Below are 23,191 nucleotides of genomic sequence, written 5' to 3'. Positions count from 1 at the left end.
CGCCGGTCAGCGGCTCACGGCTTGAGCACCAGGGTGTCGCTCGTGCTCTTGTCGACGGCGCCGGCCGAGTAGGACCAGGGCAGCAGCTCGCCCTTGGCCCACTTGTCCGTCTGGTCGGTGTAGTGGGCGCTGAAGGCGTGCCCGGAGGCGCCGGTGAGGTTGATCCACTTCGACTTGTCGAGGTCGGCGAGGTTGACCACCATCCGCATGGACGGCACCCACACCACCCCGTAGCCGCCGGCGGCGTTCCACCCGGAGGCGTTGACCGCGGCCTCGCCGCCGCTGAGCTTCCAGGGGCCCCGGTTGAGGACGTACTTCAGGAAGCCGGGTCCCTCGGTGCCCAGGGTCTGGTTCTTCAGGAACAGGCGGTGCAGCCGGCCCCAGTTCCAGGTGTCGATGTCCTTGCCGAGCTTCGAGGTCAGCTCCCAGCGGGCGTCGATCAGGGCCCGCTCGAAGAGCTGGTCGCGGTTGCCGGCCTTGGGACGGGTGCCGGAGGCCGGCGTCTTCCACCAGTCGCTGTTCGGCTGGTTCACGAGGGTGCGGACCACCTCGAACCAGCGGTCGCCGCCGTCCGGCTGGGCCTGGTCGGCCGACCGCTCGCCGCACTCGCGGACCTTGGTGGTCTCGTCGACCGGCCCGGTGTTGCCGGTCGGCTCCACCCACAGGCACTGGCCCTTGACCCGCAGCTCCTTGGGCAGCTTGTTGCCGAAGGCCAGCTTGAGGATGTTGCGCCACACCGCGTTGAAGTACGCGGCCGCCGCCGAGTCGGCGTCCTGGGTGTAGTCCCAGCCCTCCAGCAGCTTCTGCGCCTGCCGGACGTCCTTGTCGCGGATGTCGATCTTCAGCAGCATGGGCACGAGCAGCTTGGCGATCTCGCTGCTGTTGTCCATCTGCATCTGGCGCATGTCGTCGGTGGAGATCTTGCCGCCGCCGTCGATCTTCGACTGGATCAGGTCGGCGATGCGCTGGCTGCGCGTGCCGTACCCCCAGTCCGTGGTGAGCGTGTACGGGTACTTGTCCGGGGAGACCACGGCCTGGTTGGCGGTGACGATGTAGCCCCGCTTCGGGTTGTACTCGTAGGGCAGCTCGGCCTGCTTGAGGTAGCCCTTCCAGTCGTACTTCGAGTCCCAGCCGGGCGCGGGCACCGAACCGTCGTCGTTCTTCGCGCGCTCGGGGATGCGGCCCGGCAGCGTATAGCCGATGTTGTTGTCGGTGTCGGCGTAGACCAGGTTCTGCGAGGGCACGTCGAACAGCGCGGCGGCCGAGCGGAAGTCGCTCCAGTCCTTGGCCTTGTCGAGGGCGAAGACGGCGTCCATGGTGGTGCCCGCGTCCAGCGCGGTCCACCGCAGGGCGATGGCGTACCCGTCACCACGGTCCGGTGCGGCGGTGGTGACCTGGGCCTTCTTGCCCACCTGCACCAGCTCGTCGTCGCGGTCGGACAGCAGCGGCCCGTTCTCGGTCTCGCGCACGACGATCGTCTTGGAGGCGCCCCCGGCGACCTTGATGGTCTCCTGCCGGGTCCGGAACGGCACCGTCTTGTCGTCGCGCAGGTAGCCGTCGCCGCTGAGCTTCTCCAGGTAGAGGTCGGTGACGTCGACGCCGGAGTTGGTCATGCCCCAGGCGATGTCCTGGTTGTGGCCGATGACGACGCCGGGCATGCCCGCGAAGGTGTAGCCGGTGACGTCGTAGGGGCACTTGCCGGACACGGCGCGGCAGTGCAGGCCCATCTGGTACCAGACGGACGGCAGCGAGGCGCCCAGGTGCGGGTCGTTGGCGAGCAGCGGCTTGCCGGTGATGGTGTACTTCCCGGCCACGACCCAGGAGTTGGAGCCGATGCCGTCGCCGTTCACGCCGACGGCCGCCGGCAGGTTCTGCATGACGTCGCGCAGGCCCATGAGCTGGCTCTGCACGCCCGACCCGCCGGAGGCGCCGTCCGAGCCGCCGCCCGCGGTGGTGCCGGCGGTGAGACCGCTCGACGTGCCGGTGCCGGTGCCGGTGCCCGTGCCCGTCCCTGTGCCGGTGCCCGTGCCGGTTCCGCTGCCGCTGATCCCCGAGGTGCCGGAGCCGCCGAGCGGGCTGCCGGAGCCGCCGGACGCGCCGGAGCCGCCGGACCCGCTCGCGCCGCCTTCGAACGCCTGCGCGAGTTCGTCGTACTGGCCCTGCGTGACGATCGGCTTGTTCCGGCCGTACGGGTAGTCCGGGTACAGGTCCTTGATCTGCTTGGGACCCAGACGGCTGGTCATCAGGGCGCGGTCGATCTCGTCCTGCATGTTGCCGCGCAGGTCCCAGGCCATCGCCTTCAGCCAGGAGACCGAGTCGACGGGGGTCCACGGAGCGGGCTTGTAGTCGTTGGTGAAGCCGAGCGCCGCGTACTCCAGGGAGATGTCCTTGGCGTCGCGGCCCTTGAGGTAGGCGTTGACACCCTGGGCGTAGGCCTGGAGGTACTTCTTGGTGGTGGCCGACAGCTTCTTGTCGTACTCCTGCCCGGCGACCCGGTCCCAGCCCAGGGTGCGCAGGAACTCGTCGTTCTGGACCTGCCCCTTGCCGAACATCTCCGACAGGCGCCCGGAGGTCATGTGCCGGCGCACGTCCATCTCGTAGAACCGGTCCTGCGCCTGGACGTAGCCCTGCGCCATGAAGAGGTCCTGCGGGGACGAGGCGTAGACCTGCGGGATGCCGTAGCCGTCCCGCTTCACGTCGACGGGGCCCGACAGGCCCTGGAGCGTGACCGAACCCTTGGTCTGCGGGAAGGAGGCGCGGACGGTGCTGACGGACCAGTAGGCCCCGTAGGCGATGCCTCCGATGATGGCCAGCACCAGGACAAGCACGATCAGTCGGGCTTTTCGCCCCTTCTTCCTGCCGGACTTGCCGGGCTTGTCACCCGTTGTGGCGGTGGTGTTGGGGGGCATCGCTGTCCTTGCTGTCCTAACGCGAGCGGCAGGCGGTACTGGAGTGCTGGAGCAACCATAGGCGCAGGACCCTGTGCCCCTTGACGCGGAGTCGGGTCCAGGCAGGCACGGGCGTTCGATCAGGCCGCCGGAAGCGTCAAGAAAGCGTCAAGAGTTAGGTAAGGTAACGAAGTAACCGGAGAACGCGGAGAACTCGGGGAAGGAACCGCCACTGACTGTCCAGCACCTCAACCAGCTCCTGCTCGCCTGCTCCCTCGTCCTGCTCGTCGCGGTCGCGGCGGTGCGGATCTCCTCGCGCAGCGGGCTCCCCAGCCTGCTCGTCTACCTGGGGATCGGCATCCTCATGGGGCAGGACGGCCTCGGTCACGTCCACTTCAGCAACGCCGAGATGACCCAGGTCATCGGGTACGCGGCCCTCGTCGTGATCCTCGCCGAGGGCGGTCTCGGCACGAAGTGGAAGGAGATCCGGCCGGTTCTCCCGTCCGCCTCCGTGCTGGCGCTGGTCGGGGTCGCGGTCAGCGTCGGCGTCACGGCCGCCGGCGCCCACTACCTGACGGGGCTGGAATGGCGCCAGGCCCTCATCATCGGTGCGGTCGTCTCCTCGACGGACGCGGCGGCCGTCTTCTCCGTCCTGCGGCGCGTCCCCCTGCCCGCGCGCGTGACGGGCACGCTGGAGGCCGAGTCCGGCTTCAACGACGCCCCGGTCGTCATCCTGGTCGTCGCCTTCTCCACGGCCGGCCCCGTCGAGCACTGGTACGTCCTGGTGGGCGAGATAGCTCTGGAGCTGGCCATCGGCGCCGCGATCGGTCTCGCGGTGGGCTGGCTCGGCTCCTGGGGGCTCAAGCACGTCGCCCTGCCCGCCTCCGGCCTCTACCCGATCGCCGTGATGGCGATCGCGGTCACCGCCTACGCCGCCGGAGCGCTGGCCCACGGCAGCGGCTTCCTCGCCGTCTACCTGGCGTCCATGATCCTCGGCAACGCCAAGCTGCCGCACTGGCCCGCCACCCGCGGCTTCGCCGAGGGACTCGGCTGGATCGCCCAGATCGGCATGTTCGTCCTGCTCGGCCTGCTGGTCACGCCGCACGAACTCCTCGACGACTTCGTGCCCGCCCTGCTCATCGGCCTGATCCTGACCATGGTCGCGCGGCCGCTGAGCGTGCTGCTGAGCCTGCTGCCGTTCCGGGTGCCCTGGCCGGAGCAGGCCCTGATGTCCTGGGCCGGACTGCGCGGCGCCGTCCCCATCATCCTGGCCACCATCCCCATGGTGAACGGCGTCGACGCCAGTGGCCGCATCTTCAACATCGTCTTCGTGCTCGTCGTGGTCTACACCCTGGTGCAGGGCCCGACGCTGCCCTGGCTGGCCCGCAAGCTCCGGCTCGGCCAGGGCCAGGAGGCCGCCGACCTCGGCATCGAGTCGGCGCCCCTGGAGCGGCTGCGCGGCCACCTGCTGTCCGTCGCCATCCCGGAGGGCTCGCGGATGCACGGCGTGGAGGTGGCCGAGCTGCGGCTGCCCGCCGGATCCGCGGTCACCCTGGTCGTCCGCGAGGGAAAATCGTTTGTCCCGCTGCCGACGACCGTCCTGCGGCTCGGCGACGAACTCCTCGTGGTCGCCACCGACCCGGTCCGCGAGGCGGCGGAACGGCGGCTGCGCGCGGTCGGCCGGGGCGGCAAGCTGGCGAGCTGGCTGGGCGCGAACGGCGCCACGGCGAGCGGGGGGCCGTGAGGGGCCTGGGGGTGCGCGGGCCGCAGGGTTCGTGAGGGCTCTGGGATTCCTGGGTTCCTGGACTCTGAGGCTGGTGACGCGCCGGGGTCGGGGGACCGGGTCCGTGAGGGGGCCCTCCTCCGACTCCTCCCCCTGTGCGAACGCAGGGCAGGCCGCCCCTGGTGCTCGCTTTCACAGGGGCACAAGCCTTCCGTCCCTGTACGATGAAGGCGCACCCTGATCGAACCAACTCTGCCTGACGCAGAGCTGGCGCGACCGTATGGCGGTCGGGACGCTCCCGAGTGGGCGCCGGCATCTACCGCAGTCCGCGCAAGAGGACAGCTCTCGGCGCGCCCGTACCCAAGGGCCCGCGCTACCAGGCGGCAGAAAGGCACGGGCCGTGGGATCCGCGGTCACCACCACCGACCCCGCGAAGACCTCGACGGCTTCCTCCCGACCCGGATACGGGCAACTGCTGCGCACCCGCGGTGCCTGGACGTTCCTGCTCCCCGGTTTCGCCGCGCGCCAGCCGTTCGCGATGCTCACCATCTCCATCGTGCTGCTCGTGCAGCACACCACCGGCTCCTACGGCGCGGCGGGCGCCACCGCGGCCGTCACCGGCGTCTCCATGGCACTGTTCGCGCCCTACAGCGGACGGCTCGCCGACCGTCACGGGCAGCGTGCCGTCCTGCTGCCCGGCGTACTGGTCCACGCCGTGGCGGGCCTGACGCTGACCGCGCTCGCGCTGGCGCACGCCCCCCTGTGGGCGCTGTTCGTGGCAGCCGTGCCGACCGGTGCCTCGGTGCCGCAGGTCGGGCCCATGGTGCGCGCCCGCTGGGGCGTGACGCTCAAGGACTCACCGCTGATGACCACCGCGGCGGCCTTCGAGTCGGTCACCGACGAGCTGACCTTCGTCTTCGGCCCGCTGCTCGCCACCGCCCTGTGCACGGCCCTCGCCCCGGCGGCCGGTCTGTTCACGGAGTCCGCGCTGACCCTGGTCGGCGGTCTGCTGTTCGCCGCGCAGAAGCGCACCCAGCCGCCCGTCTCCGGCGGCGGGCACGCGCGCGTGCGGCACGCCCCGGCCCTCAGCGTCCCCGGTGTGCGGGTGCTGGTCGTGACCTTCCTGGGCATCGGCTCCGTCTTCGGCGGCATGCAGGTCTCGCTGGCCGCCTTCACCGAGTCGATCGGCGAGCCCGGCCTCAACGGCGTCCTGTACGGGACCTTCGCCGCCGGCAACATGCTCTCCGGCATCGTCTGCGGCGCCATCGCCTGGAAGATGGCCCCGCAGCGCCGCCTGCTCGTCGGCTACACCGCCCTGGCGCTGGCCGCGTCCGCGCTGTGGACCGCGCACTCGGTGCTGCTGCTCGCCGCGCTCGGCCTGCTGGTCGGCATGTGCATCGCGCCCGCGCTGATCACCGGCTACACGCTGGTCGAGGGCCTGGTCCCGGCGGGCGCCAGGACCGAGGCGTTCACCTGGCTCACCGGCGCGGTCGCGCTCGGCCAGGCCGCCGCGGTCACCGTGGCCGGACAACTGGAGGACCGCCTGTGGGGCGGCGCCGGATTCCTGGTCCCGATGGCCGGTACGGTGCTCGCGCTGCTGACCCTGCTCACCCTGCGGTCGCGGCTCACCGCGCGGGCCGACAGCCGCCTGGTGGCACGTGGCGTCGGTCACCGCGAACCCGTCGCAGTGGACTGACGCCGAGGAATACGTCACTATGGATCGTCGTTAGCACTCATCGAGTGAGAGTGCCAGGAGGAAGACAGTGCCCACCTATCAGTACCAGTGCACCGAGTGCGGCGAGGGCCTCGAGGCGGTGCAGAAGTTCACCGACGACGCACTCACCGAGTGCCCCAACTGCGGTGGCCGCCTGAAGAAGGTGTTCTCCGCGGTCGGCATTGTCTTCAAGGGGTCCGGCTTCTACCGCAACGACAGCCGCGGCTCCTCGTCGAGCAGCAGCCCCGCGTCGTCGTCGAAGTCGTCGGCCACGTCGTCCTCGGGGTCCTCCGACTCGTCGTCCTCGTCCTCGTCGGGTTCGTCGTCGTCCGGCTCCGGTTCGTCGGCGTCCTCGTCGTCCACGAGTTCCGCGGGCAGCTCCGCCGCCTGACGCACCGCTTCCAGGACCCTGCCGTCACCGGACGGCGGGGTCTTCGGTGTCTCCACCGCCGTCCCGCTGCCGCGGCCGAACTCCTGCGTCTTCGCCCGGGCTGTCTGTGTTCCGGGCAGCAGGTGGGCCGCTGAGGTCGCGGCCCGACGGCTGAGGTCCCGAGCAGGCGGCTGAGGTTCCGGGGGCGGCCGGTGTTCCGGGTGGACGACTAGTGTGCGGTGCATGGTGAACGCAGAGATCGGTGTCATCGGCGGTTCCGGCTTCTACTCGTTCCTGGACGAGGTGACCGAGGTCCGCGTCGACACGCCGTACGGGGCGCCCAGCGACTCCCTCTTCCTCGGCGAGGTCGCCGGCCGGCGGGTCGCTTTCCTGCCCCGCCACGGCCGCAGCCACCATCTTCCCCCGCACCGCATCAACTACCGGGCCAACCTGTGGGCGCTGCGCTCCGTCGGCGTGCGCCAGGTGCTCGGCCCGTGCGCGGTGGGCGGTCTGCGCCCGGAGTACGGTCCGGGCACGCTCCTCGTGCCGGACCAGTTCGCCGACCGTACGAAGTCCCGGGAGCAGACCTACTTCGACGGACTGCCACTGCCCGACGGCACCCTCCCGAACGTGGTGCACGTCTCGCTCGCCGACCCCTACTGCCCCGCGGGCCGGGCCGCCGCGCTGAAGGCGGCGCACGGCCGGAACTGGGAGGCCGTCGACGGCGGCACCCTCGTCGTCGTGGAGGGCCCCCGCTTCTCGACCCGCGCCGAGTCGCTGTGGCACCAGGCGCAGGGCTGGTCGGTGGTGGGCATGACCGGCCACCCCGAGGCCGCGCTCGCCCGGGAGCTGGAGCTCTGCTACACCTCGCTGACCCTCGTCACGGACCTCGACGCGGGCGCGGCGAGCGGTGAGGGCGTCTCCCACGAGGAGGTGCTGCGCGTGTTCGCCGCCAATGTGGAACGGCTGCGCGGGGTGCTGTTCGACACGGTCGCCGCGCTGCCGCCCGCCGGGGAGCGCGACTGCCTGTGCGCGAACGCCCTGGGCGGGATGGACCCGGGCTTCGCGCTGCCGTAGCGAAGGCGTGCACCGCACCGCGCCTGCCCGGACGGCCGCCTTCCGTCCGAAGCAGGCGGAACCTCTCCTTCGGGTGAGGGAGTTGTCCACAACCAGCGAGTAACGCACGGGCTCCGGCGGCGTTCGGCGCGAGGCCTCATCGTGGCATCGCAAGCCGGTTCCACGCCGGTGCCCCGAGCGCAGGTGGTGACTCCCATGTCCCTCTCGTCCACGCCCCTCTCGTCCTCGTCCACGAGCCCCTCGTCCGCGTTCCTCCCGTCCTCGTCCGCGTCTCTCTCGTCGGCCCTCCCGGCGTCCCTTTCGGCAGCCGCGGACAGCGCGCCGACCACGGACCGCGCTGCGGCAGCGGACCCCTGCCGCACAGCGGACCCCCTCGCGTCCCCCGGCGCCGGCCGCCCCGCGACCGATGACCGGTGGGCGACCGACGGCCAGTTGGCGACGGCTGACCGGTTCGCGGCCGCTGACCGCTTCTCCTCCTGCCCGCTGCCTTCCCACCCGCCCGGCACGGAAGCCCCGGAGCCGTGCGAGGTGCCGCACTTCGCTCCCGTGCGCGTGCGGGGCGGCCGGTACCGGCTGCGCCGGCTGCTGCGGCAGCGCGGACGGGCCGTGGCGGCCGGTCTGGCGGTCACGGCCGCCGCGCTGGTGGCCGCGGGCCCGCGGCTGACACCGGACGCGGACGCCCCTCGCGGCGCCCCCGCCCGCGGGCACCCACGGCCGTCGGCCGGGCCGGCCGCCTCCGTCCACGGCGGCCGCCCCACGGACACGGACCGGACGGTGACCGTGCCCGTGCGCGTCGCCGACGCGGCGACGGTCCGGCTGCTGCGGCCCGGCGACCGTGTGGACGTGATCGCCGTCCCCGACCCGGCCACGGGCGGCCGGGCCCGGGTGGTGGCCTCCGGAGCACGGGTGAGGAGGGCTCCGGAGTCCCTCGGCGGCCCCGGCGCGGCCGCGCACATGGGTTCGGCCACGGGCACCGGCGGGGGGTCCGCCGACGGAGGCGGCACGGACAGTGCCCTGGTCACGCTGGCTGTGCCGCGTTCCACGGCGGCGCAGCTGGCCGGGGCGGGCGCGACGGCCCGATTGGCGGTGACCCTCTGGTGAGCCATAGGTTGCTGAGCTGTTTGTTGTACAACCTGCGTGGCAGAGGAGAGTCCCGAAGTGAGTACGGAGAAGGACCCGAGCGTCTGGCAGGGCTTCAAGGCCTTCCTGATGCGCGGGAACGTCGTCGATCTGGCAGTCGCGGTGGTCGTCGGCGCCGCCTTCAGCAACATCGTCAATTCCGTGGTGAAGGGCGTGATCAACCCGGTCGTCGGGGCGATCGGCACCAAGAACCTCGACCACTACAGCTCGTGCCTGAGTTCCAGCTGCAAGGGCGACCAGGGCATCCAGATCATGTGGGGCTCGGTCCTCGGCGCCACCCTGCAGTTCGTGATCACCGCGGCGGTGGTCTACTTCCTGATGGTCCTGCCCATGGCCAAGTTCCTGGCCCGCCAGGAGGCCCGGAAGAAGGCCAAGGACAGCGCGCAGGGGACGCCGGTCGTCGAGGTGACCGAACTGCAGGTCCTCAAGGAGATCCGCGACGAACTGGTCGCGCAGCGCGGCGGCCGGCACGAGCGGGTGTAGCGGTCACGGGCGGACCGGACCGGTGGGACGGACCGTGCCCGTCGGACGGACCACACCGACGGAGCGGACCGGGCCGGCGGGGCCGACCAGGCCGGTGGAGCCGGTGGGGTCTCGGTCTCGGGTGGTTCGGCGGCCCTCGGGGGCGCGGGCGGTGCGGCGGGCCGCAGCGTCACAGGTGGTGCGGCGGCTTCTCGTCGAGGAAGCGCTTGAGGTCGGCGGCGGCGTCGCCGTCCGGACGCTCGCCCCAGCCCCGGTCGGTGTCGTCGGTGGACTGCTGGTTCAGCGGATCGTCGAAGACCAGCGCGCTCTTCGGGTCACGCGGCTCGGGGGCAGTGCTCATGCCTCCAGGGTACGGTCCCCGGCGAACGCGCCCCCCGCGGGATTTTCCGGCGGCCGTCTGGTGTGCTGGGTGCCATGACGTCCAGTTCCGCTTCCGCCCGGGAATCCGGCTCCCCGGAGCCCGCCCGCGTCCCCCCGCCGCTGCGCCCGCTGACCGCGCGCGGGCGACACGAGTCCCACCGGGTCTCCTCACCGCTCGAGCTCTTCTTCGACCTGTGCTTCGTCGTGGCGATCGCGCAGGCGGGCGTCGAGCTGGTCCACGCCGTGGCGGAGGGCCATGCCGGGCAGGGCATCCTGAACTACGCGATGGCGTTCTTCGCCATCTGGTGGGCGTGGATGAACTTCACCTGGTTCGCCTCGGCGTACGACAACGACGACGTGCTCTACCGGGTCGTCACCCTGGTGCAGATCGCGGGCGTGCTGGTGCTGGCGGCGGGCATCTCCCGCGCCTTCGCCCAGCACGACTTCTTCCTGATGTGGCTCGGCTACGTGATCATGCGGGTGGCGATGGCCTCCCAGTGGCTGCGCGCGGCCCGGTGCGCCGAGGGCGCGGAGCGCCGCATGGCGGTCCGCTACGCGACCGGCGTGCTGCTGTGCCAGATCGGCTGGGCGGGTCTGGTGCTCCTGCCGGAACCGGACAGGCCGTGGGTGTTCCTGGTGATGGTGTTCGCGGAGCTGTCGGTGCCGGTGTACGCGGAGAGGGTGCACGCCACCTCCTGGCATCCCCACCACATCGCCGAACGGTACGGACTGTTCACGATCATCGTGCTGGGCGAGACGGTCGCGGCGGCCACGGTCGCGGTGAAGTCGGCCGCGGACGAGCACTTCGCGCTGGGCGAGCTGCTGCCGATCGCGGCGGGCGGCCTGCTGATCGTCTTCTCCGCCTGGTGGATCTACTTCGTGGTGCCGATCCACGGCCATCTGCGCTCCAGCCACGAGTCCTTCCTGTGGGGGTACGGCCACTACCTGATCTTCGCCTCGGCGGCGGCGATCGGCGCGGGGCTGGAGGTGACGGTGGAGCAGGCCGTCGGCAAGAGCCACCTGTCGGCTCTGGAGGCGTCCGCCGCCGTGACCCTGCCGACCGCGCTCTACCTGATCGCCGTCTGGGCGCTGCACGCCCGGCACTTCAAGGTGGGCATCGCCCAGCAGCTCGTCCTGCCGGCCACCGCCCTGCTGGTGATCTGCTGCACCTTCCTGGGCCGGTGGGCGGTGCTCGCGGCAGGTCTCGTCTCCGCCCTCGCCGTGACGACCGGTGTCGTCCTGACCGCGCGGATGGCCGCCGGGCCGGGCGGGGCCGGCTCTGGCGGGGACCGGACGGCGCAGCAGGCGGCCTGACGTCCTCGGCGGTCCCCGGGGTTCCGCGCCCGCGACCGGGCCGGCCGACGGGGAGACTGACGCGCATGACAGTGGACGCTTTGACGGATGTCGCCGGGATGCGGGTGGGCCACGCGACCCGCACGGGCGGCGGGTGGCTCACCGGGACGACGGTCGTGCTGGCCCCGGAGGGCGGTGCCGTGGCCGCCGTGGACGTGCGCGGCGGCGGACCCGGCACCAAGGAGACCGACGCCCTGGACCCCCGCAACCTGGTGCGGACGGTGGAGGCGGTCGTCCTGACCGGCGGCAGCGCGTACGGACTGGACGCCGCCTCGGGGGTGATGGCCTGGCTGGAGGAGCGCGGGCGCGGGGTGCGGGTGGGGCCCGGCCCCACCCACGTGGTGCCGGTGGTGCCCGCGGCCTGTGTGTTCGACCTGGGCCGGGGAGGCGACTTCCGGGCCCGGCCGGACGCGGCCACCGGACGTGCCGCGGTCGAGGCCGCCGCCGCGAGCGCGCCGGGTGCCCCGGTGGCCCAGGGGTGCGTCGGTGCGGGGACGGGAGCGGCCGTGGGGCCGGTCAAGGGCGGGGTGGGCAGCGCGAGCACGGTGCTCGCCTCGGGTGTCACGGTGGCGGCGCTCGTCGTGGCCAACGCGGCGGGATCGGCCGTGGACCCCGAAACCGGGGTGCTGTACGGCGAGTTGTTCCAGGGGCGGGCGGAGTATCCCGACGCGCGGGTGCACGAGGCGGCGCGTCGGCGGCTCGCCGAAGCCGCCGCCCGCAGTGCTCCGCCACCGCTGAACACGACGCTCGCGGTGGTCGCGACCGACGCCGACCTGACGAAGGCCCAGGCGCAGAAACTCGCCGGCACCGCGCACGACGGCATCGCACGCGCCGTCCGGCCGGTGCACCTGCTCGACGACGGGGACACGGTGTTCGCGCTCGCCACCGGCGCGCGCCCGCTCGCCCCCGACCCCGGCTCCCCCGAACGCGACTCAGCCGGCCCCGGCACCGGCTCATCCGGACCCGCCTCGCCCGGCACCGCCCCGTCCGCCCCCGGTTCGGCCGGCTCGCTCGTCCGCGCAGGGGCCCTCGCCCTGAACGACGTGCTCGCCGCCGGAGCGGACGTCGTGACCCGCGCGATCGTACGCGCGGTACGCGCCGCCGAGTCGGTGGACGGACCCGGCGGAACATGGCCGGCCTACCAGGAGTTGTACGGGAGGCAGTGATCCGGGCGCGGTGAGACGAGCCCGGCGACAGGGGGGACAGTGCAGGACATACGGGGCAACCACGCCTGCCGGGCGGGCCGTCGGGCCGGCCGGAGGTCTCATGGGGGCGTCGATTGTCCCGGTTCTGTCACGTGACGGTCTTTCGGCCGAGCCCGCGGGAACCCCGCGAGGGGTCGGCCGCCTCTCTATCCACGCACTGCAGCCAACCACTCACTTCACACGACCTGGAGCAGCCCGTGACAACGCCGGACATAGCAGCGCGGCGCATACTGGGGGCCTGTGCCGCCCTGATGGTCGGCACCCTCACCCTCACCGGATGCGGCGGCGACGCCAAGGCCGACGACGACGGCAAGGGCGGCGGCGGCAAGGACACCGTCAAGACGTCCACGGCCAAGATCGACATCTCGGCCAAGGACGGTTCGACCGGAGCGTCGATCAACGCGACCGGTGTGAAGGTCAGCGACGGGAAGCTGACCGAGGTGAAGATGACCGTCGCCGGTTCGGGCAAGGACGTGCCGGGGTCGATCTCGTCCGACGGCTCCACCTGGAAGCCGAAGGAGCAGTTGGACCGCGGGACGAAGTACCGGATCTCGGCGACGGCGAAGGACGACGGCGGCCGCGTCGCCGCCGCGAACTCCATCTTCACGACGGTCACCACGAAGAACAGCTTCATCGGGACGTACACGCCGGACAACGGCACGACGGTGGGCGTCGGCATGCCGGTGTCGTTCAACTTCGACAAGGTGATCACCGACAAGAAGACCGTGCAGTCGCACATCACGGTGACCTCCAGCAGCGGCCAGCAGGTGGTCGGCCACTGGTTCGGTGCCCAGCGGCTCGACTTCCGCCCCCAGGACTACTGGAAGGCCGGCTCCAAGGTCACGATGAAGATCGACCTGGACGGCGTGCAGGGCGCGAACGGCGTCTACGGCGTGCAGAAGAAGACCGTGAGCTTCACGGTCGGCCGCTCGCAGGTCTCCACGGTCGACGTCAACACGCAGACCATGACGGTCGTCCGCGACGGACAGACCGTCAAGTCGATCCCGGTCTCCACGGGCAGCCCCGAGCACACCACGTACAACGGGCAGATGGTGATCTCGGAGAAGTTCATCCAGACCCGTATGAACAGCCAGACGGTCGGCCTGGGCGGCGAGTACGACATCCCGGACGTGCCGCACGCGATGCGACTGACGACGTCCGGCACCTTCATCCACGGCAACTACTGGTACAACCCGGGCAACCCGCCCTTCGGCAACTCCGGCACCAGCCACGGCTGCGTCGGCCTGCGGGACGCGCGAGGCGCGCAGGGCGACACCCCCGCCAAGTGGTTCTACGACAGCTCGCTCATCGGCGACGTCGTGATCGTGAAGCACTCCCCCGACAAGACGGTCGCCCCGGACAACGGCCTCAACGGCTGGAACATGTCGTGGAGCGAGTGGACCGCCGGAAGCGCCGCCTGACCGCTCCCGACCCGTGACGGCCCCGGAGGGCCCACCGGACACTGGTCCGGCAAGGTGCCGCCGAGTGTGCCAACGGGCCGCTGAGCAGCGGATTTTGACGAAATGCCGGGCCGCACGGGAACTTCTCGTGCGGCCCGGCCGTTTTTCCGCCGTACGTTTTCTCGGTTCCCGGACATGATGTCCTGCCGAGGGGCTACGGTATGCACCCACAAGGTGACATGCAGCAACGCCGGGAGAAACCTTGAGCGTTCCGTACGAGACGACCGCGTACGAGCCACACCGGTCGCCCGAGTCTCCGGAGGAGCAGCTCGCGCGGCTCCTCGGCCGCGCGCTGAACTCCTTCGAGCTGCCCGACGAGACGATCCGCGCACTGGACTGCGCGCTGGCGTACGACGGCTCGCTGCACTCCGCGCACCACAGCGCGGGCCTGCACCGCGAGACGTACCGGCACACCTGGCTGCTCGCCGACGGATCGGCGCTCACCCTCTGGGAGCTGGTGCACAACACCGCCCCCGGCGGCGAGCCGCAGCACGAGGTGTACCTCGACGAGGAGGAGCTGGGCACGGCCACCGGACGGCTGCCGCTGCCGCCGGACGCACCGCGGTTCGAGCAGCCGGTGCTGGTGCAGCTCTCGGCCCTGCCCGCGTCCCGCCACGCGTACGCCCCCGGCGACGCGGCCGACCACGCCCGGCGGCTCCTGCGGCGGGCGGAGAACGCGGACCGGCCCGGCGACGAGACCGCCGCGCTGCTGGAGACGGCGTGCGGACACCGGATCACGCAGGCCTTCGGCCGGCCTTGCCGCGCGGGACGTACCGGCCTCGGTTACTCGCTCTACGAGCACGCCTTCCTGCTGCGGGACGGCGTGGAGGTCTCGCTGTGGGAGGTGGAGCACACGGCGACGCCCGACGGCCGCCACATGTGCGAGGTGTACACCACGCAGAAAGCGGCGCGGGACGCGATGGAGCGGCGGGCGGCCCAGGTCTCCTGAGCGGCCGGGCGGCACGGCCCGGCCGACGGCGCCGGGCGGTCGCGGCGCGGACGACGGGGGCGGCCGGCACGGGCGCACGACGGCGGCGCGGTCGCCCTGGGCGCCGCGCCGCCGGCCGGTGGGCAGTGGGCGGCCGTCAGCGGCCGTCGCTGAGCCGGCGTACCAGACCGGCGAAGGCGTCCCGCTCCGCCGGGGTCAGTTCGACGTACTCCCGGTGGGGGCCGGAGGCGCGCTGGGCGGGCAGGGCGCGCAGAGCGGCCGGGTGCGGTCTGCGGCGGATCTCGAACCGGAGACCGAAGCGGTAGCCGGCGAGGCCGACGGCGCACAGGAGGATCAGCACGGCGGGCAGGACCACACCGAACCAGACCAGGAACGGGACGTGCTCAGGCATGTCTCAAGTGAACACCACGGTCCGGGACGTTGGCCCCGGACCGTGACGTATCTCGCAGGTGACGTGAACTACTCACAGCACCCCAAACGGACAGGATGCGGTCGGCGCGGTCAGGCCGCCACCGGCTGCTTGCCGTGTTCCGGCGTGGTCCGCCCGCCCTCGTCGCCGTCCGCCGCGCCCGCGTCCGCACCGCCCTGCCGGGACGCCCGCAGCGTCTTCAGGGCCACCACCAGCGCGGTGGTGGCGCAGACGCCGGCCGCGACGGCGATCAGGTAGAAGAACGGGTTCCCGATCAGCGGGACGACGAAGATGCCGCCGTGCGGGGCGCGCAGCGTGGCGCCGAAGGTCATCGACAGGGCGCCGGTGAGCGCGCCGCCGACCATCGAGGCGGGGATCACGCGCAGCGGGTCGGCCGCCGCGAACGGGATGGCGCCCTCGGAGATGAAGGAGGCGCCCAGCACCCAGGCGGCCTTGCCGTTCTCGCGTTCGGTGTGCGTGAAGAGCCGGCCGCGCACGGTCGTGGCCAGGGCCATCGACAGCGGCGGCACCATGCCCGCCGCCATCACCGCGGCCATGATCTTCATCGCGGAGTCGCTCGGATCCGAGACCGCGATCCCGGCGGTGGCGAAGGTGTAGGCGACCTTGTTGACGGGACCGCCGAGGTCGAAGCACATCATCAGGCCAAGCAGCGCGCCGAGCAGGACGGCGTTGCTGCCGGTGAGGCCGTTCAGCCAGTCGGTCATGCCCTTCTGCGCGGTGGCGATGGGTTTGCCGATGACCACGAACATCAGGAACCCGACGACCGCCGAGGAGATCAGCGGGATCACCACCACCGGCATGATGCCGCGCAGCGCCGCCGGGATGCGGACCTTCTGGATGGCCATCACCACGCCGCCCGAGATCAGGCCGGCCGCCAGGCCGCCCAGGAAACCCGCGTTGATCGTGAGGGCGATCGAGCCGCCGACGAAGCCCGGGACCAGTCCGGGCCGGTCGGCCATGCCGTAGGCGATGTAGCCCGCCAGCACCGGGACGAGGAAGGCGAAGGCCACCCCTCCGATCTGGAACAGCAGTGCCGCCCAGCTGTCGGCCTGGGTCCAGACGAAGTGGTCCATGACCGACGGCGCCTTGTTGATCCGGTACCCGCCGATCGCGAAGCCGAGGGCGATCAGCAGGCCGCCCGCCGCGACGAAGGGCACCATGTAACTGACGCCGGACATCAGCCACTTGCGCAGCTTCGTGCCGTAACCCTCCCCCGCCTCACCGGCCCGTTCGACCGGCGTGCCGCCGGGTGCCGCCGCCGCGCTCACCTCGCCCCGCGCGGCCTTGCGGCGCACCTCTCCGATCAGCTCGCCGGGCCGGTTGATGCCCGCCTTGACGCCGACGTCGACGGTCGGCTTCCCGGCGAAGCGGTCCTTGTCCCGTACGGGGACGTCGTGGGCGAAGATCACGCCGTCGGCCGCCGCGATCACGGCCGGGTCGAGCCGGGTGAACCCGGCCGAGCCCTGCGTCTCGACGACCACTTCGACGCCCGCCTCGCGGCCCGCGTTCTCCAGCGACTCGGCCGCCATGTAGGTGTGCGCGATACCGGTGGGGCAGGAGGTGACGGCGACGATCCGGAACGCGGGCGCGGACGGGGACGCGGGTTCGGCCCCGGGGGCGGACGGGGTGGCGGAGGTGCCCGTCGCGGCGCCGGCGGAGGCCGCCGCCGGCGCCGCGACGGAGTCTCTGGTGTCCCCGGAGGTCCCGGGGGGCTGCGGCTTCTCCGAGACCTCCGGGTTATCCGAGGCCTCCGAGTCGGTGGTACGGCTCTCGGCAGCCGTACGGCTCCGTGCGCTCACGCCCGTCCCGGCGGAGGCCGCCGGGCTCTCGTCGCCGCGGATCAGCGCCGCCGCCGCTGCCGCGTCGCCCGCCGACCGCAGCGCGTCGGTGAACCCGGTGTTCATCAGCTGCCGGGCCAGCGAGGACAGGATGGTCAGATGGGCGTCGTCGGCGCCCGCGGGAGCGGCGATCAGGAAGATCAGGTCGGCGGGGCCGTCCGGTGCGCCGAAGTCGATCCCGGAGGCGCTGCGTCCGAAGGCGAGCGTCGGCTCGGTGACGTGCGCGCTGCGGCAGTGCGGGATGCCGATGCCGCCGTCGAGACCGGTCGGCATCTGCGCCTCGCGGGCGGCGACGTCCGCGAGGAAGCCGTCCAGGTCGGTCACCCGGCCCTGGGCCACCATGCGTTCGGCGAGGGCGCGTGCCGCCGCCTCCTTGGTGTCGGCGGACAGGTCGAGGTCGACCAGGTCCGCGGTGATCATGTCACTCATCGCGGGCTCCTTAGCGCGCGTATCGCCCGGGCGGCGGGATGGGCGCGGACGGGGGTGGGGACGGGGGGCGGGGGCGAGGGTGCCGCTGCGGGGGCGGGGGTGCGGCCGCGGCGGGCGGGCGTGCTGCCGCCGGGGGCGGGAGCGGTGAGCGGGGCGAGGTCAGCGGGGGTCACGGTGGCGGCGGTCATGACACGGGCTCCGTGAGGGCGCGGTCCACGGGCACCTCGGCGGTGACCGTGACCGCCGCCGGGTCCAGGTCTTCCGGGCCGGGCATCACACTGCCGGGCAGCCGGACGGCGGCGGCGCCGTGCGCGACGGCCGAGGCCAGGGCCCGCGGGCCGGAGCCGCCGGCGATGAGGAAGCCGGCCAGCGAGGAGTCGCCCGCACCGACGTTGCTGCGGACGGCGGCGACGCGCGCGCTGCCGTACCAGACGCCCGCGTCCTCGACGAGCAGTTGCCCGTCGGCGCCCAGGCTCGCCAGTACGGTCCGGGCGCCCAGGCCGCGCAGCTCCTCGGCTGCCTTGACCGCGTCGCCCACCGTGGCCAGCGGACGTCCCACGGCCTGCGCCAGTTCCTCGGCGTTGGGCTTGACCACGTCCGGCCCCTCGCGCAGCGCCGCCAGGAGAGCGGGTCCCGAGGTGTCCAGCGCGATCCGTACACCGGCGGCGTGCGCCCGCGCGACCAGGTCGGCGTACCAGGAGGGCGCGAGCCCCCGCGGCAGGCTGCCGCAGCAGGCGATCCAGTCGGCGGCGCGCGACCGGCCCCGTACGGTCTCCAGCAGCGACTCCTGCTCGGCGCGGGTGAGTTCGGGGCCGGGCGCGTTGATCTTCGTCAGGACGCCGTCCGCCTCCGCGAGGGCGATGTTGGAACGGGTCGCCCCGGCGACGGGGACCGGCGCGACCTCGATGCCCTGTGCGTCGAGCAGTTCGGCGACGAGTGCGCCGGGCGCACCACCGAGGGGCAGGACGGCGACCGTGCGCCGTCCGGTGGCGGCGACGGCGCGCGAGACGTTGACACCCTTGCCGCCCGGGTCCACCCGCTCGCCGGTGGCCCGGACGACCTCGCCGCGGCTCAGGGAGGGGACCTCGTAGGTGCGGTCCAGGGACGGGTTGGGGGTGACGGTGACGATCATGCGCGTACTACTTCCGTGCCGCCGCCCTCGATGGCGGCCGCGTCCTCGGGGCTCAGCCCGCTGTCGGTGATCAGCAGGTCCACGTCGCTCAGACCGCCGAAGCGGGCGAAGTGCTCCTGGCCGTGCTTGGTGGAGTCGGCGAGCAGCACCACGCGGCGGGCCGCGGCGACCGCCGCGCGCTTGACCGCCGCCTCGGCGAGGTCGGGGGTGGTCAGGCCGTGTTCGGCGGAGAAGCCGTTGGCGGCGACGAACAGCACGTCGGCGCGGATCTCGCCGTAGGCCCGCAGCGCCCAGGCGTCCACGGCGGCGCGCGTACGGTGCCGTACGCGCCCGCCGACGAGGTGGAGCTGGAGGCCGGGGTGGTCGGCGAGACGGGCGGCGATGGGCAGGGAGTGCGTGACGACGGTGAGGTCGCTCTCCAGGGGCAGGGCGGCGGCCAGGCGGGCCACCGTCGTACCGGCGTCGAGGATCAGCGTGCCCTCGGCGGGGAGTTCGGCCAGGGCCGCCTTGGCGATGCGGTCCTTCTCGTCGGCCGCCGTGGACTCGCGCTCGGTGAGGTCCGGCTCGAAGTCGAGGCGGCCGGCCGGGATGGCTCCGCCGTGCACCCGGCGCAGCAGGCCGGCCCGGTCGAGGGCCTTCAGGTCGCGGCGGATCGTCTCCGCGGTCACCTGGAACTCCTCGGCGAGCGAGACGACGTCCACCCGGCCGCCGTCACGGGCGAGCCGGAGGATCTCCTGCTGCCGCTCCGCTGCGTACATGTCCGTTTGCCTCCGACCGATGCCCGAATTTGTGGTTTCTCTCGGAGGCTACGCCGGGATGTCCGCGAAGTAAACAGGTTCGGGCGCAAGTGGGCACGTTCGGGCGGCACGGGGGACGGCCTTGGGGGCACCGCGTTCTCCCGGGTACGGCGAAGGGCCCGGTACCTTCCCCGGTACCGGACCCCGCAGACCGTCCCACCGCTCAGCCGACGAGTTCCCGCTCCCGGGTCCCGGACGCGAGGTCCTCGCCGCCCTCGCCGCCGGACCCGTCCGCCCCCTCGGCGCCCGCCGCGCCCTCCACGTGCTGGACCGGCCGCCCGGGCAGCGCGGCCATGAGGACGAAGATGACGCCCAGGACCGCGGCCACCCACCACAGGGCGTGCTGGAAGGCGTCGACGAAGGCCGGGCCCACCTGCGCCGGGGTCAGCCGGTCACCGATCACGCCGAAGAACACGACCGACACCAGACCGAGCCCCAGCGCGTTGCCCATCTGCTGCACGGTGTTGATCAGACCGGAGGCCGACCCCGCGTGCTCCCGCGGCACGCCGGAGAGGACCGCGTCCGTCAGCGGAGCCACGATCAGGCCCATGCCCACCCCCATGACGACCAGCGGAAGCGCCATCCGCCAGGGGGTGATGTGCAGGCCGTAGCGGCCGGACTCCCAGATGTAGAGCAGCACGCCGGCGGCCATGAGCAGGGCGCCCGCCTGGAGCACCTTGCGGCCGAAGCGCGGGACCAGCTTCTGCACGGACATGCCCGCCGCCACGGACACCGCGAGGGAGAACGGGACACCGGTCAGCCCCGCCCGCAGCGGGCTCCAGCCCAGGCCGATCTGCATGTACAGCGTCCAGACCAGGAAGAACACGCCCAGCGCGACCCCGAAGACCGTCTGCACGGCGATGCCCGCCGCGAAGCTCTTCACCCGGAACAGCGACAGTTCGACCAGCGGGGAGCCGTCGCGCGCCGCCTTGCGCCGCTCGTACGCCACGAGCGCCGCGAACACCACCAGCGCGCCCGCCATCGACGCGTACCCCCACAGCGGCCAGCCCAGCTCACGGCCCCGGGTCAGCGGGTAGAGCAGCATCAGCAGACCGAGCGTCACGAGGGCGACGCCGACGAGGTCCAGTTTCAGCGCGCGCGGCGCCCTGGACTCGGTGATGAACCGGCTGCCGAGCAGCAGGGCCGCCACACCCACCGGAAGGTTGATCAGGAAGATCGGCCGCCATTCGAGGCCGAACAGGTTCCACTCCGTCAGCAGCGCGCCGAGCAGCGGCCCGGAGACCGCGCCCAGCCCGACGATCGCGCCGAACAGGCCGAAGACCTTGCCGCGTTCGTGCGCCGGGAAGGTGGCGTGCACGATCGACAGCACCTGCGGGACCATCATCGCCGCCATGGCGCCCTGGAGGATGCGGGAGGCGACCAGCATCTCGGGGTTCACCGCGAAGCCGCACAGCGCGGAGGCGAGGGTGAAGCCCCCGATGCCGAGGAGGAACAGCCGCTTGCGGCCGTGGATGTCCCCGAGCCGTCCGCCGGTGATCAGCCCGGCCGCGAAGGCGAGGGCGTAACCGGCGGTGATCCACTGGATCTGGCTGAAGGACGCACCGGCGTCCTTCTGGATGGACGGTATGGCGATGTTGACGATCGTGACGTCCACGAGGTCCATGAAGGCCGCGGTCATCACGATCGCCAGCGCGAACCAGCGGCGGCGGTCTGCCGCCCGCACCGCGCTGCTGACGAGGGTTTCGCTGGAGGTCATGCCGACAAGCTAATCGGACAATAGGTCAGATCGTGTCCTAGATGTGCGGCATCCTCGGACGTATGACGACGGACACTCCGGCACGGCTCCTCCAGCTCCTGTCCCTGCTCCAGACCCCCCGCGAGTGGCCCGGCGGCGAACTGGCCGAGCGGCTCGGGGTGTCCCGGCGGACCGTCCGGCGCGACGTCGACCGGCTGCGCGAACTGGGCTACCCGGTGCAGGCGACCATGGGCTCCGACGGCGGGTACCGGCTGGTCGCGGGCAAGGCGATGCCGCCGCTCGTGCTCGAGGACGAGGAGGCCGTGGCCATCGCGGTCGGACTGCGGGCCGGGGCCGGGCACGCGATCGAGGGGATGGACGAGGCGTCGGTGCGGGCGCTGGCGAAACTGGAGCAGGTGCTGCCGGCCCGGCTGCGCCACCGCGTCTCCACGCTCCAGGCCGCCACCACACCGCTCACCAGCGGAGACGGGGCCTCCGTCACGCCCGAGACGCTGACCGTGATGGCCTCGGCGGTCGCCGGGCGGGAGCGGCTGCGCTTCGCCTACCGCGCCGGTGACGGCACCGGCACCCGGCGCCTGACGGAGCCGTACCGGCTGGTGTCGACCGGACGCCGCTGGTACCTCGTCGCCTACGACCTGGACCGGGCCGACTGGCGGACGTTCCGCGTCGACCGGGTCAGCGAGCCCTTCCCCACCGGTGCCCGCTTCGCCCCACGCGAGCTGCCCACCGGGAGCGCGGCGGAGTACCTGCGCCGCTCGATGCAGCGGCGGCAGGAGACGTACACCTTCGCGGTCACCTTTCCCGAGTCCGCCGAGACGGTCGCCGCACGGCTGCCCGGCTGGTTCGGCACACCGGAGCCCCTGCCGGACGGCGGCTGCCGGCTCCGCGCGACGGTCGGCGACCGGGTGGAGTGGCTCGCCGTGCGGCTGGCCATGCTGGGCTTCGAGTTCACGGTGCGCGAGCCACAGGAACTCGTGGAGTGCGTACGGACGTTGGGGGCGCGGATGACGCGGGCGGCGGGGGCCGGGCCGGAGAGCGGAGCGGCGGAGGGCGGGGCGTAGGCCGGGACGGGTGGGCCGGGGGCCGGCGGGCTCGGACGGACTCAGGGGCACTCAGGGCGACTCAGGGGTGGGTGCCCCAGGGGAAGTCCCGCAGGGCCGCCAGATTGCGCAGGGCCAGAGCGGCCGGGCCGTCCGGGCCGGTGGGCGGCGCCTCACCGGTCGCCCAGGCTTCCACGGCCACGCGCACGGCGGCACTCGCCACGGCCGCCGAGAAGCGGAGGTCGGGCCCGGGCAGGGAGAGCCCGGGAGCCGGGAGGAGCGGCTCGGGAGCCGGGAGGGGTGGTTCCGCTGCCGGCGTCGGCTGGTGTCCGGGCGCGGGGACGGGAGGTTCCGAGGCCGTGCGGTGTTCCGGTGCCGACCGGCCTTCGGGTGCCGAACTGAGTTCGGGTGCCGAGCGGAGTTCGAGGATCCGGGCCAGCTCGCGTTCCGACTCCTGGCAGACCTCGGCCCAGACCTTGCGCACCGCCGGACTGCTCCCGGCCAGGCGGATGAGCGTGCGCGCCCACTGCCAGGAGATCGCCGAGACCCCCGAGCCGGGGGTGAAGGTGTGCCGCACCGCGTGGGCCAGCGCCTCCGGGACCGTGAGCTGCGCGGGGGCTGCCCGGACCGCGTCCCTCCACCGCTCGGCGCCCGCCGCGTAACAGGGCGCCACGGCCTCTTCCTTGGTGGCGAAGTAACGGTAGAAGGTCCGTGGGGCGACCCCCGCCGCCTGGGCGATGTCCTCGGCGCGGGTGGCACGCAGTCCCCGGGTCATGAAGAGGCGGGCCGCCGCGAGGGCGATCTCCATACGGGTGGCGGCCTTGCGGCGCTCGGTCAGCGAAAGGGCCGGGGAGGCAGGCTGGGGAAGGGGCCCGGAAAGGGACTTGCGGTCAGCGGGGGTGGGACTCGTCACCTCGGCAGATTATGCCGGTGTGGCAGAATCTGCCATCTGGCGGGTCACCCCGGGGTTCAGGTCCGGGGTGCCCCGCCTCCCCGGCCTGCCCGGCACGCCCCGCCGACCGGGCTCCGCAGGGAGTTTTCCTGGCTGCCGTACGGGGGCCACCGGGCCACCCCGTACCCCGTGCC

19 protein-coding genes are annotated in these 23,191 nt (G+C 72.7%); 11 read left to right on the top strand and 8 right to left on the bottom strand.

The window, feature by feature from the left end; genetic code table 11:
• Positions 1-14: 14 nt before the first annotated feature.
• Entirely contained in the window at positions 15-2,909 is a 2,895-nt protein-coding gene (locus tag AC6I72_RS18285; protein WP_498001993.1) for a penicillin acylase family protein, read from the bottom strand.
• A 211-nt stretch (positions 2,910-3,120) separates the two neighbouring features.
• Here AC6I72_RS18285 and AC6I72_RS18280 point away from each other — a divergent pair, with 211 nt between their 5' ends.
• The 6 genes from AC6I72_RS18280 to mscL all read left to right on the top strand — a co-directional run bounded on the left by AC6I72_RS18280 (position 3,121) and on the right by mscL (position 9,395).
• Entirely contained in the window at positions 3,121-4,632 is a 1,512-nt protein-coding gene (locus AC6I72_RS18280) for a potassium/proton antiporter (protein WP_498004729.1), read from the top strand.
• A 379-nt stretch (positions 4,633-5,011) separates the two neighbouring features.
• Positions 5,012-6,307, top strand: a complete 1,296-nt coding sequence (locus AC6I72_RS18275) for an MFS transporter (protein ID WP_498001992.1) — start codon at positions 5,012-5,014, stop codon at positions 6,305-6,307.
• Between the two features lie 67 nt (positions 6,308-6,374).
• Positions 6,375-6,716 (top strand): FmdB family zinc ribbon protein, encoded by a 342-nt coding sequence (locus AC6I72_RS18270; protein WP_078883815.1) that lies wholly within the window; start codon positions 6,375-6,377, stop codon positions 6,714-6,716.
• A gap of 222 nt (positions 6,717-6,938) precedes the next feature.
• The gene (locus tag AC6I72_RS18265) at positions 6,939-7,772 is read left to right on the top strand and encodes an S-methyl-5'-thioadenosine phosphorylase (RefSeq protein ID WP_498001989.1); all 834 of its coding nucleotides are present in this window, start codon (positions 6,939-6,941) and stop codon (positions 7,770-7,772) included.
• A gap of 432 nt (positions 7,773-8,204) precedes the next feature.
• Positions 8,205-8,873 carry a hypothetical protein gene (locus AC6I72_RS18260; RefSeq protein WP_498001988.1) on the top strand — a complete coding sequence of 223 codons (669 nt, stop codon included), beginning with the start codon at positions 8,205-8,207 and terminating at the stop codon, positions 8,871-8,873.
• A 57-nt stretch (positions 8,874-8,930) separates the two neighbouring features.
• Positions 8,931-9,395 carry a large conductance mechanosensitive channel protein MscL gene (mscL, locus tag AC6I72_RS18255; protein WP_498001987.1) on the top strand — a complete coding sequence of 155 codons (465 nt, stop codon included), beginning with the start codon at positions 8,931-8,933 and terminating at the stop codon, positions 9,393-9,395.
• Between the two features lie 169 nt (positions 9,396-9,564).
• On the opposite strand, the gene AC6I72_RS18250 is transcribed toward mscL, so the two are convergent.
• Complete coding sequence (locus AC6I72_RS18250; RefSeq protein WP_366723772.1) at positions 9,565-9,735, bottom strand: hypothetical protein; 171 nt, start codon at positions 9,733-9,735, stop codon at positions 9,565-9,567.
• A gap of 74 nt (positions 9,736-9,809) precedes the next feature.
• Between AC6I72_RS18250 and AC6I72_RS18245 the strand changes: the two genes are divergently transcribed.
• The 4 genes from AC6I72_RS18245 (at position 9,810) to AC6I72_RS18230 (ending at position 14,722) form a co-directional block, all read left to right on the top strand.
• The gene (locus tag AC6I72_RS18245; protein WP_498001986.1) at positions 9,810-11,069 is read left to right on the top strand and encodes a low temperature requirement protein A; all 1,260 of its coding nucleotides are present in this window, start codon (positions 9,810-9,812) and stop codon (positions 11,067-11,069) included.
• Positions 11,070-11,134: 65 nt separating this feature from the next.
• Entirely contained in the window at positions 11,135-12,274 is a 1,140-nt protein-coding gene (locus tag AC6I72_RS18240; RefSeq protein ID WP_498001985.1) for a P1 family peptidase, read from the top strand.
• Between the two features lie 236 nt (positions 12,275-12,510).
• A complete protein-coding gene (locus AC6I72_RS18235; protein WP_498001983.1) occupies positions 12,511-13,734 on the top strand; it encodes a L,D-transpeptidase in 1,224 nt (407 codons plus the stop codon).
• A gap of 241 nt (positions 13,735-13,975) precedes the next feature.
• Positions 13,976-14,722: a DUF6227 family protein gene (locus AC6I72_RS18230; protein ID WP_498001982.1), complete on the top strand. Its 747-nt coding sequence runs from the start codon at positions 13,976-13,978 to the stop codon at positions 14,720-14,722.
• A gap of 136 nt (positions 14,723-14,858) precedes the next feature.
• Here the strand turns inward: AC6I72_RS18230 and AC6I72_RS18225 are convergent, their stop codons facing one another.
• The 5 genes from AC6I72_RS18225 to AC6I72_RS18205 form a co-directional block, all read right to left on the bottom strand.
• A complete protein-coding gene (locus tag AC6I72_RS18225) occupies positions 14,859-15,113 on the bottom strand; it encodes a hypothetical protein (RefSeq protein WP_037852679.1) in 255 nt (84 codons plus the stop codon).
• 110 nt (positions 15,114-15,223) lie between these two features.
• Positions 15,224-17,419, bottom strand: a complete 2,196-nt coding sequence (locus AC6I72_RS18220; RefSeq protein WP_498001980.1) for a PTS fructose transporter subunit IIABC — start codon at positions 17,417-17,419, stop codon at positions 15,224-15,226.
• Between the two features lie 184 nt (positions 17,420-17,603).
• Positions 17,604-18,551: a 1-phosphofructokinase gene (pfkB, locus tag AC6I72_RS18215; RefSeq protein ID WP_498001978.1), complete on the bottom strand. Its 948-nt coding sequence runs from the start codon at positions 18,549-18,551 to the stop codon at positions 17,604-17,606.
• On the bottom strand, positions 18,548-19,309 hold the full coding sequence (locus AC6I72_RS18210; protein WP_498001976.1) for a DeoR/GlpR family DNA-binding transcription regulator: 762 nt from the start codon (positions 19,307-19,309) through the stop codon (positions 18,548-18,550). Before AC6I72_RS18210 ends, pfkB begins: the two co-directional genes overlap by 4 nt.
• A gap of 202 nt (positions 19,310-19,511) precedes the next feature.
• Positions 19,512-21,065 carry an MFS transporter gene (locus AC6I72_RS18205; protein ID WP_498001974.1) on the bottom strand — a complete coding sequence of 518 codons (1,554 nt, stop codon included), beginning with the start codon at positions 21,063-21,065 and terminating at the stop codon, positions 19,512-19,514.
• A gap of 62 nt (positions 21,066-21,127) precedes the next feature.
• Here AC6I72_RS18205 and AC6I72_RS18200 point away from each other — a divergent pair, with 62 nt between their 5' ends.
• Positions 21,128-22,126, top strand: coding sequence for a helix-turn-helix transcriptional regulator (locus AC6I72_RS18200; protein WP_498001973.1), 999 nt, complete (start codon positions 21,128-21,130; stop codon positions 22,124-22,126).
• Positions 22,127-22,187: 61 nt separating this feature from the next.
• Here the strand turns inward: AC6I72_RS18200 and AC6I72_RS18195 are convergent, their stop codons facing one another.
• Positions 22,188-22,913 carry a TetR/AcrR family transcriptional regulator gene (locus AC6I72_RS18195; RefSeq protein WP_498004728.1) on the bottom strand — a complete coding sequence of 242 codons (726 nt, stop codon included), beginning with the start codon at positions 22,911-22,913 and terminating at the stop codon, positions 22,188-22,190.
• Between the last annotated feature and the right edge of the window lie 278 nt (positions 22,914-23,191).

This window comes from Streptomyces sp. Xyl84 (genome assembly GCF_059731885.1).
This window is presented reverse-complemented; position numbering and strand designations above follow the sequence as displayed.